The organism is Pseudomonas sp. EGD-AK9 (genome assembly GCF_000465935.2).
Lineage (GTDB): Bacteria > Pseudomonadota > Gammaproteobacteria > Pseudomonadales > Pseudomonadaceae > Aquipseudomonas.
This window is the reverse complement of sequence record NZ_AVOF01000088.1, coordinates 1-9,412: the sequence shown is the minus strand read 5'-3', so window position 1 is coordinate 9,412 and position 9,412 is coordinate 1. Positions and strand designations below refer to the sequence as shown.

Below are 9,412 nucleotides of genomic sequence, written 5' to 3'. Positions count from 1 at the left end.
GAGATCGACGGCCAGGCGTTCGCCGACGCGACCCGTCAACACCTTGGCGTTGAGCTGCCGCCCGACTGGAGCGGAGAGCTGCGCATCGTCGGCGTGGCCGAGCAGGACGGCCAGACCGTCGATGCCGCCCAGGCCGGCATCGAGCCGCAGGCGTTCCAGGTCTACGCGCGCAAGGCCGATGCGCAGTTCGGCGAGGACGCCTTTGCCTTCGTCGCCGGCACCCGCACCGAGGGCCAGGCCGAGGCTCTGACCGAGCGCCTGCACCTGGTCGATGCGCTGGGCACCGACAACCAGCACGAGCGCGCCGCCAAGCTGGCCCGCGTGCAGGAAGAGCGTGTACGGCGCGACCCCAACGCGACCGAAGAGGACATTTCAGCCGCTAAAGAGGCACGCAAGACCGCCGAGGCGTCGGCCATGCTCAACGACAGCGACGCGCAGCGCCGCGCGGCCGAGCTGGAGCGCCAGGAACGCGAGCGGCAGCAGGCGCAGCCGCAGGCCGAGAAGCCCGAACGGCAGTACATCAACGTGCCGTACAAGGAGAAGGACGAGGCCAAGAGCCTCGGGGCGCGTTGGGATCGGCAGCAACAGTCCTGGTACGTGCCGCCGGGCACCGATGCCGCTCCCTTCGCCAAATGGGCGCAGGGAGCCGCTACAGCGGCCGTAGAGCCGCGTTCGGCCCAGCCGGCACCCGAAGCCCAGGGCGAGGCGCAGAGGCCCGCGCAGCAGGCCCAGCAGGCCCGCCAGTACCTGGCCGTGCCCTACGAGCAGCGCAACGCGGCCAAGGCCGCCGGCGCGCTTTGGGACAAGGCCGCGAAGTCCTGGTATGTCGGCCCGCGCGCCGACGCGGCGAAGCTCGAACGCTGGAAGCCCGAGAACGTGCAGGCCCAGCAAGGGCCAGCGATGACGCCAAGGGAAGAGTTCGCCGAGGCCATGCGCAGCGCCGGCCTGTTCACCGGCAGCAACGCCCAGGGCGATCACCCGATCATGGATGGCAAGCGGCACCGCGTGCCGGTCGAGGGCGGCAAGAAGGGCGCGCTCGATGGCTTCTACGTGGGCCACCTGGACGGGCACCCGGCCGGGCGGATCATCAACAACAAGACCGGCACGGACATTACCTGGAAGAGCAAGGGCTACGCCTTGAGCGACCAGGAGAAGGCCAAGCTCCAGGCCGAGGCGGCCGAGAAGCTGGCACAGCGAGCCGTCGAGCAGGACAAGGCCCAGGAGGCCACCGCGCAGCGCGTCGGTCGGCAGATGGCCGACCTCGTGCCCATCGAGCAGCCGACGCCCTACCTGCAAGCCAAAGGCATCCAGGCGCAGGCCGGCGTGATGACCGACCGCGAAGGCCAGAAGACCTACATCCCGGCCTTCGACGCAGAGGGCAAGCAATGGACGATGCAATACATCCAGGAGGACGGCACTAAGCGGTTCGCCAAGGACTCGAAGAAGGAAGGATGCTTCCACCCGGTCGGCGGCATGGACGCCCTGGCGGCCGCGCCGGCGCTGGTGATCTCGGAGGGCTACGCCACGGCGGCCCAGGTGGCCGAGGCCGTGGGCCACGCCACGGTCGCCGCCTTCGACAGCGGCAACCTTGAGGCCGTGGCGAAGGCGCTGCACGCCAAGTTCCCGGACAAGCCGGTCATCATCGCCGGCGACGACGACCGGCACCTGGTCATGACCCACGGCAACAACCCCGGCCGGGAGAAGGCCGAGGCGGCCGCCCAGGCCGTGGGCGGCAAGGCGATCTTCCCGATCTTCGCGCCGGCCGAGAACACCTACCCGCGCGACTTGCCCGCCATCACGCCCGACAGCTTCAAGACCCACCTGCGCGCCGAGCAGCGCCTTGCCGACGCCGCCGCCGGCAAGGTCGAGCTGGCCGGCGACGAGGCGGCCAAGCTCAAGGCGTCGATGTTGAGCGGCGCGCAGATCGCGGCGCTGTCCACGATGAAGCAGCACACCGACTTCAACGACTTGGCGCACAAGAGCGAGCTGGGCATCGAGGGCGTGAAGCGGCAGATCGGCGCGGCCATCAGCCAGGTGCAGCGCGACGAGCAGCAGCACCAGGAGCAGAAGCACGTCGAGAAAAAGCAACAGCAGATCGAGCAGCGCCCACGGCGGGCCGCTCGCATCGGATAAGTCGAAAAATCCGGCTAAAGTGGCCGAGCTGCACATCAGGACGCGCGGTTTTCCTCCCTGATCGCCGGCGCGGTTTCTTCCTCCCTGAACCGCATGCAGACTTGCCGCCTCGGACACCCCGAGGCGGTTTTTTTTCGCCTCGCTCGAGCATCGCCGCATCCGACGATGCCGAGACGACCAGGCCGCGCACGTCGAGCTGCAGCATCGCCATTGCCGACGATGGCACCAGGTCGCCGGCGGTGGCCACCGACCTCGAGCTCGCATCGCCACATCCGACGATGCGCGCCGGCGTCGACCATCGCCAGGTCTGACGATGGCGGCCGCCCTGCCCTGGATCTCGCATCGCCATTTCTGGCGATGAGATCCACGGAGCGGCCATTTAGACCCGCCAATAACGACCCGGCCAAGATAATGTCATTTTCAGAAGACGACTGCACCAATTGACGGGGCGTAACGCCAGATGTGCAGGCGACTCCTGACAACGCAATATCAGAAGTCATCTGCACCAATCTCGACTATGCTCAATACTCGTGTGCACCAAAGCGAGGTGTGAGCATGGCGTCAGACACATCATTGATTGCCGAGCAAGGCGTGGCCACCCTGCCCGATGCGGCTTGGGCGCAGGCCCGGCAACGGGCGGAAATCATCGGGCCGCTGGCAGCGCTTGATGTGGTCGGGCATGAAGCCGCCGATGCCGCTGCTCACGCGCTTGGCCTGTCCAGGCGGCAGGTGTATGTCCTAATCCGCCGTGCCCGGCAAGGTGCTGGGCTTGTGACGGACCTGGCTCGCAGCCGATCCGGCGGCGGAAAAGGCAAGGGACGCTTGCCGGAATCAGTTGAGCGCATCATCCGCGAGTTGCTGCAAAAGCGCTTCCTGACCAAGCAGAAGCGTAGCCTGGCAGCGTTCCACCGCGAGGTCGCGCAGGCTTGCAAAGCGCAAAAGCTGCGGGCGCCGGCGCGCAACACCGTGGCTCTGCGGATCGCCGGCCTCGATCCGCTCAAGGCCACTCGCCGCCGGGAAGGTCAGGATGCGTCCCGCAGCCTGCAAGGTGTCGGTGGTGAGCCTCCCGCCGTGACCGCGCCACTGGAACAAGTGCAGATTGATCACACGGTCATCGACCTGATCGTGGTGGACGAGCGCGACCGGCAACCGATTGGCCGTCCGTATCTGACCATCGCCATCGACGTGTTTACCCGCTGCGTGCTCGGCATGGTCGTCACGCTGGAAGCGCCGTCATCTGTTTCGGTCGGCCTGTGCCTTGTGCATGTCGCCTGCGACAAGCGTCCCTGGCTGGAGGGTCTGAACATAGAAATGGAGTGGCCGATGAGCGGCAAGCCCAGGCTGCTCTACCTGGACAACGCGGCCGAGTTCAAGAGCGAAGCGCTACGCCGAGGCTGCGAGCAGCATGGCATCCGGCTTGACTATCGCCCGCTCGGGCAGCCGCACTACGGCGGCATCGTGGAACGGATCATCGGCACGGCGATGCAGATGATCCACGACGAATTGCCAGGGACGACCTTCTCCAACCCTGACCAGCGCGGCGACTACGATTCCGAAAACAAGGCCGCCCTGACGCTGCGTGAGCTGGAGCGCTGGCTCACATTGGCGGTCGGCACCTACCACGGCTCCGTGCACAACGGCCTGCTCCAGCCGCCGGCAGCGCGCTGGGCCGAAGCTATCGCGCGGACCGGCGTGCCAACCGTCATCACTCGCACCACGGCTTTTCTGGTCGATTTTCTGCCCATCATCCGCCGCACGCTGACCCGCACCGGCTTCGTCATCGACCACATCCATTACTACGCCGATGCGCTCAAGCCGTGGATAGCTCGGCGCGACCGCTTGCCTGCGTTCCTGATCCGGCGCGACCCGCGCGACATCAGCCGCATTTGGGTGCTGGAGCCGGAGGGGCAGCACTATCTGGAAATTCCATACCGCACCTTGTCGCACCCGGCTGTCACCCTCTGGGAACAACGACAGGCGCTGGCGAAATTGCGGCAGCAAGGGCGCGAACAGGTGGATGAGTCGGCGCTGTTTCGCATGATCGGCCAGATGCGCGAAATCGTGTCCACCGCGCAGAAAGCTACGCGCAAGGCGCGGCGCGACGCGGATCGACGCCAGCATCTCAAGGCAACGGCAGTTCTTTTCAAAACCACGCCACCACCGGACGCGGACATGGCTGACCCGCAGGCAGACAACCAGCCACCTGCCAAACCGTTCGACCAGATTGAGGAGTGGTAGCCGTGGAAGAATATCCCATCATCGACTTGTCCCACCTGATGCCGGTGGCCCAGGGCTTGGCCCGTCTTCCGGCGGACGAACGCATCCATCGCCTTCGCGCTGACCGCTGGATCGGCTATCCGCGAGCAGTCGAGGCGCTGAATCGGCTGGAAGCCCTGTATGCGTGGCCGAACAAACAACGCATGCCCAACCTGCTGTTGGTCGGTCCAACCAACAACGGCAAGTCGATGATCGTCGAGAAATTCCGCCGCACCCACCCGGCCAGCTCCGACGCCGACCAGGAGCACATTCCGGTACTGGTCGTGCAGATGCCATCCGAACCGTCGGTAATCCGCTTCTACGTCGCGCTACTTGCCGCGATGGGCGCGCCATTGCGCCCGCGCCCACGGCTGCCGGAAATGGAGCAATTGGCGCTGGCACTGCTACGCAAGGTCGGCGTGCGCATGCTGGTGATCGACGAATTGCACAACGTCCTGGCCGGCAACAGCGTCAACCGCCGGGAATTCCTCAACCTGCTGCGTTTCCTCGGCAACGAGCTGCGCATCCCGCTGGTCGGGGTCGGCACACGCGATGCCTACTTGGCGATCCGCTCGGACGACCAGTTGGAAAACCGCTTCGAGCCGATGATGCTGCCGGTGTGGGAGGCCAACGACGATTGCTGCTCACTGCTGGCCAGCTTCGCGGCTTCGCTCCCGCTGCGGCGACCCTCGTCGATTGCCACGCTGGATATGGCCCGCTACCTGCTCACGCGCAGCGAGGGCACCATCGGCGAGCTGGCGCACCTGTTGATGGCGGCGGCCGTCGCTGCCGTGGAGAGCGGTGAGGAAGCGATCAACCATCGCACGCTCAGCATGGCCGATTACACCGGTCCCAGCGAGCGGCGGCGGCAATTCGAGCGGGAACTGATGTGAAGCCAGCGCCACACTGGCCACTGCATCCGGCTCCCAGGGAAGGCGAAGCCTTGTCTTCGTGGCTCAACCGCGTGGCCCTTTGCTATCACATGGAGGTGTCCGAGCTGCTGGAGCACGATCTTGGTCACGGCCAGGTTGATGACCTGGACACCGCGCCACCACTGGCGCTGCTGGCGATGCTCTCCCAGCGGAGCGGCATCGAGCCGGACCGGCTGCGTTGCATGAGTTTCGCCGGCTGGGTGCCTTGGCTACTGGACAGCCTTGATGATCAGATTCCAGATGCATTGGAAACCTATGCGTTCCAGCTCTCGGTGCTGCTGCCGAAACTCCGCCGTAGGACGCGATCCATCACGAGCTGGCGTGCCTGGCTGCCCAGCCAGCCGATACATCGCGCCTGCCCGCTCTGTCTGAACGATCCGGAGAACCAAGCCGTACTGCTCGCGTGGAAGCTGCCCCTGATGCTGAGCTGCCCACTGCATGGCTGCTGGCTGGAATCCTATTGGGGCGTGCCAGGGCGGTTTCTCGGCTGGGAGAACGCCGACGCCGAACCGCGCACTGCCAGCGACGCGATTGCGGCGATGGACCAGCGTACCTGGCAGGCACTGACGACCGGCCACGTGGAGTTGCCGCGCCGACGCATCCACGCCGGATTGTGGTTTAGGCTGCTACGCACGCTGCTCGATGAGCTGAACACCCCGCTTTCGACGTGCGGCACCTACGCGGGGTATCTCCGCCAAATCTGGGAATGCTGCGGGCATCCGCTGCGTGCTGGGCAAAGTCTGTGGCGACCGTATGAAACCCTGAACCCGGCAGTACGGTTGCAGATGCTGGAGGCGGCGGCAACGGCAATCAGCTTGATTGAGGTGAGGGATATAAGCCCGCCAGGCGAGCACGCAAAGCTATTCTGGTCCGAGCCCCAAACCGGGTTCACCAGTGGCCTGCCGGCGAAAGCGCCGAAGCCCGAACCCGTCGATCACTGGCAGCGTGCAATCCAGGCCATTGATGAGGCCATCATTGAAGCACGACACAACCCCGAGACGGCACGCTCGCTGTTCGCGTTGGCTTCCTATGGTCGGCGCGACCCCGCTTCCTTGGAACAGTTGCGCGCCACCTTCGCGAAGGAAGGCATCCCCCCGGAATTTCTGTCACATTATGAGCCTAGCCTACCCTTTGCATGCCTTAGACAGAATGACGGGTTAAGTGACAAATTTTGACGTGCAGAGCTTCCCGATGCAAACTGTCACATAATCGAACGTATATGTGACAGGTACAAGATGCTGATTGGCTACATGCGAGTATCGAAGGCGGATGGCTCCCAGGCGACGGACTTGCAGCGCGATGCGCTGGTCGCGGCCGGTGTTGATCCGGCGCATCTCTATGAAGACCAAGCGTCCGGAAAACGCGAGGATCGTCCCGGTCTGGCGAGCTGTCTGAAGGCACTACGGCCAGGCGACACGTTGGTCGTTTGGAAACTGGATCGGCTCGGGCGCGACCTGCGCCATCTGATCAATACCGTCCATGACCTGACCGGACGCGGCATCGGCCTCAAGGTGCTGACCGGGCACGGCGCGGCCATTGACACCACGACCGCCGCCGGCAAGCTGGTCTTCGGTATCTTCGCCGCGCTGGCCGAGTTCGAGCGCGAGTTGATCGCCGAGCGCACCGTGGCGGGCCTGGCCTCAGCACGGGCACGCGGCCGGAAAGGCGGCCGGCCGTTCAAGATGACCGCCGCCAAGCTGCGGCTGGCGATGGCGGCAATGGGGCAGTCAGAGACCAAGGTCGGCGACCTGTGCCAGGAACTTGGCATCACGCGGCAGACCCTGTATCGGCATATTTCACCCAAGGGCGAGCTACGTCCAGATGGCGAGAAGCTACTCAGCCGAATTTGATGCCGACATGAGGCGACGTAGCGAAAGCGTGGTTTGTCTCAATTTGACGGCGGCGAACCGCAAGCGTTCGGTTCGCCGCTCGTTTCGGTCGCAGTGCTGGCCCGCGCCTGGAAACGTTGATAACACTCCAGCCCGCAGAAGTGCTCGACGTACTCCGCGCCTTCCGGTGTGAAGGCGGCATCGAGCGGAATTTCCTTGCAGCACACGCAGCAACTGGTGGCGGTCGGATCATTTGCATTCATGGTGGCACCCCTCCATTGACTGACGAAGACGGCGAATGCCGCCGCCGGCATCGGCTTTGCGAACAGAAAGCCTTGCCCGCGCTCGAACGCTTGGGCCCTCCGCCGTAGTCCATCCATCCGGCCGGGAAGCGCTCATGATCTTTCCCTGAATGCCCGCAACGCCCGCGCCAGTGACAGAAGAAACAGGCCGGTCAAACCGAGCGCCGTGATGACCCAATACTCGACAAGGAATGCACCGGCGGTTGTGCCGGCCAGCACGGCAGCGAGGATGGACAGGTGGCAGGGGCAAGTCAGCACGGCCAGCGTGCCCCACAGGTAGCCGGTGAACGGTTTGTGCGTCTCGGCCGGCATGCGCTCGGGGCTGTTCATGGCAAACTCTCCGCATGCTGTGCCGGCGCGGTCGGCATGGCGGCCAACTGCACTTCCAGATTGGCCAACGCTTCGCGCCGGCGTTCGACGAACTGACGCAGCACAGCAAGCTGCGCGGCAGTTTCATCGCAGTTCGCCGCATCCAGCGCCCGGCACAGCCGCGCCAATGCGCCGAGGCCGATGCCCGCCTCGAAGGCGGCCCGCACGAAGCACAGTCGCTGCAAGGCGGCGTCATCGAACAGGCCGTAGCCACCCGTGGTGCAGGCGACTGGCCGCAGCAATCCGCGCAGCAGGTAGTCGCGCACGATATGCACGCTCACCCCGGCATCAAGGGCCAGCCGGGACACCGTGTAGGCGTTCATCGAACACCTCCTTTTGGTCGGTTCACGGCAATGCATATACCGTTTCGCCGAGTTCAATCCGCGCGCTGCGAATCCGATGCCGGTGCCGTAGAACATTGGGTCGATATCCGATCACGGTGTCCTAGATGACATGGTCTGCAACAGATGTCGATTAAACTCCTGGCCCAAGCCGAAAGCCTCGTGGACACTGACGATCGCCAATCCTTCCAATCCTTGATGCTTGGAGGCCCAGTCTTCCGCCGTCGGGACAGATGCAAAGAAATGTACATGGCAACAGAAGGACTGACGAACGTCGGCTGCTTCCTGCGGCAATACCAAGGACACCGCCATGCCGGCAGGTTCGACAGCCTGTATCTCGCTGGGTGAAACCGTGAGTGAAACGGGTGCTCCGGTTGCAGCGCAATGCGATGAGACGCGAGCTGTACGGCCGATCAGCGCCGGAAATATCAAGGTGTCCAGCGCGCACCAGGCATACAGACGGCGGTCGTCAATTTCAAAGACATACGAAGTCTCGCGCAAGGTGAGGCCGTAGCCGATGATGTTCCCATCTTTGTCATATTCGGTACTGGTGGCCTGTTCGAGTACGGCGGCCACTCGCTCAGCGGGCCAGTCGAGAATCCCGGCAAGTGTCGTTCGTGAAACCGGACGCCCCTTGGCGAGTTCCCGCAGTAGCGGGACCAAGAGATCCGCAGTACCATTGGTACGATTGACCGAAGTGAGACGTTCTAAAATATATGGGGCGAGCTTCATGGTTCCATCTCCTTTCATCCTGCGCAGCAGGACAATTGTTTGACATCCTTGGTGAAGGTCTGCGCCGCGAGCTTCAGCCCCTCGACCATCGTCAGGTAGGGGAACAACTGGTCAGCCAGTTCCTGTACGGTCATGCGGTTACGGATCGCGAGCACCGCCGTCTGGATCAGCTCGCCCGCTTCCGGGGCCACTGCCTGTACCCCAATGAGTCGTCCGCTACCTTCCTCGGCTTGTCCTTTCGAATTTGAATTGGATAGCGTAACCTTACTTCCGTACTCATGTACGGAGTCAAGCGGTATGGAAAATAATTTGGAGAACCTGACCATTGGCGTTTTTGCCAAGGCAGCCGGCGTCAACGTGGAGACCATCCGGTTCTATCAGCGCAAGGGCTTGTTGCCCGAGCCGGACAAGCCCTATGGCAGCATTCGCCGCTATGGCGCGGCGGACGTGACACGGGTGCGATTCGTGAAATCGGCCCAGCGGTTGGGCTTCAGCCTGGATGAAATCGCCGAGTTGCT

9 protein-coding genes and 2 pseudogenes are annotated in these 9,412 nt (G+C 64.1%); 6 read left to right on the top strand and 5 right to left on the bottom strand.

Features of this window, described 5'->3' with window-relative positions; translation table 11 throughout:
- The 5 genes from N878_RS05030 to N878_RS05010 form a co-directional block, all read left to right on the top strand.
- On the top strand, nucleotides 1–2,133 hold a 2,133-nt coding region (locus tag N878_RS05030), incomplete at its 5' end, for a DUF5710 domain-containing protein (RefSeq protein ID WP_021442589.1).
- A 555-nt stretch (nucleotides 2,134–2,688) separates the two neighbouring features.
- Complete coding sequence (locus N878_RS05025) at nucleotides 2,689–4,371, top strand: DDE-type integrase/transposase/recombinase (protein ID WP_010791757.1); 1,683 nt, start codon at nucleotides 2,689–2,691, stop codon at nucleotides 4,369–4,371.
- Nucleotides 4,372–4,373: 2 nt separating this feature from the next.
- Nucleotides 4,374–5,282, top strand: a complete 909-nt coding sequence (locus N878_RS05020) for a TniB family NTP-binding protein (RefSeq protein ID WP_000393453.1) — start codon at nucleotides 4,374–4,376, stop codon at nucleotides 5,280–5,282.
- Nucleotides 5,279–6,496, top strand: coding sequence for a TniQ family protein (locus N878_RS05015; protein ID WP_011405615.1), 1,218 nt, complete (start codon nucleotides 5,279–5,281; stop codon nucleotides 6,494–6,496). The genes N878_RS05020 and N878_RS05015 overlap by 4 nt, the downstream gene beginning before the upstream one ends.
- A 60-nt stretch (nucleotides 6,497–6,556) precedes the next feature.
- Nucleotides 6,557–7,171 carry a recombinase family protein gene (locus N878_RS05010; RefSeq protein ID WP_010981357.1) on the top strand — a complete coding sequence of 205 codons (615 nt, stop codon included), beginning with the start codon at nucleotides 6,557–6,559 and terminating at the stop codon, nucleotides 7,169–7,171.
- A gap of 38 nt (nucleotides 7,172–7,209) precedes the next feature.
- Here the strand turns inward: N878_RS05010 and N878_RS29440 are convergent.
- The 5 genes and pseudogenes from N878_RS29440 to N878_RS29435 form a co-directional block, all read right to left on the bottom strand.
- Nucleotides 7,210–7,491 (bottom strand): annotated as a pseudogene (locus N878_RS29440) (DUF3330 domain-containing protein); the annotation flags it as partial.
- 54 nt (nucleotides 7,492–7,545) lie between these two features.
- The gene (gene merE, locus N878_RS05005) at nucleotides 7,546–7,782 is read right to left on the bottom strand and encodes a broad-spectrum mercury transporter MerE (protein ID WP_005413392.1); all 237 of its coding nucleotides are present in this window, start codon (nucleotides 7,780–7,782) and stop codon (nucleotides 7,546–7,548) included.
- Nucleotides 7,779–8,144, bottom strand: a complete 366-nt coding sequence (gene merD, locus N878_RS05000; RefSeq protein WP_000995361.1) for a mercury resistance co-regulator MerD — start codon at nucleotides 8,142–8,144, stop codon at nucleotides 7,779–7,781. Before merD ends, merE begins: the two co-directional genes overlap by 4 nt.
- Before the next feature lie 111 nt (nucleotides 8,145–8,255).
- The gene (gene merB, locus N878_RS04995) at nucleotides 8,256–8,894 is read right to left on the bottom strand and encodes an organomercurial lyase MerB (protein ID WP_000761850.1); all 639 of its coding nucleotides are present in this window, start codon (nucleotides 8,892–8,894) and stop codon (nucleotides 8,256–8,258) included.
- Between the two features lie 14 nt (nucleotides 8,895–8,908).
- A pseudogene (locus tag N878_RS29435) lies at nucleotides 8,909–9,151 on the bottom strand (mercuric reductase); the annotation flags it as partial.
- Between the two features lie 40 nt (nucleotides 9,152–9,191).
- Between N878_RS29435 and N878_RS04990 the strand changes: the two are divergent.
- Nucleotides 9,192–9,412 (top strand): MerR family transcriptional regulator (locus tag N878_RS04990; protein WP_021442587.1); only part of this gene is annotated, 221 nt, incomplete at its 3' end.

Excerpts from the sequence above, each read along its gene's own strand:
- N878_RS05025 (WP_010791757.1), top strand. The coding sequence starts at position 2,689 with ATGGCGTCAGACACATCATTGATTGCCGAGCAAGGCGTGGCCACCCTG.
- N878_RS05010 (WP_010981357.1), top strand. The coding sequence starts at position 6,557 with ATGCTGATTGGCTACATGCGAGTATCGAAGGCGGATGGCTCCCAGGCG.
- merE (WP_005413392.1), bottom strand. The coding sequence starts at position 7,782 with ATGAACAGCCCCGAGCGCATGCCGGCCGAGACGCACAAACCGTTCACC.
- merD (WP_000995361.1), bottom strand. The coding sequence starts at position 8,144 with ATGAACGCCTACACGGTGTCCCGGCTGGCCCTTGATGCCGGGGTGAGC.
- merB (WP_000761850.1), bottom strand. The coding sequence starts at position 8,894 with ATGAAGCTCGCCCCATATATTTTAGAACGTCTCACTTCGGTCAATCGT.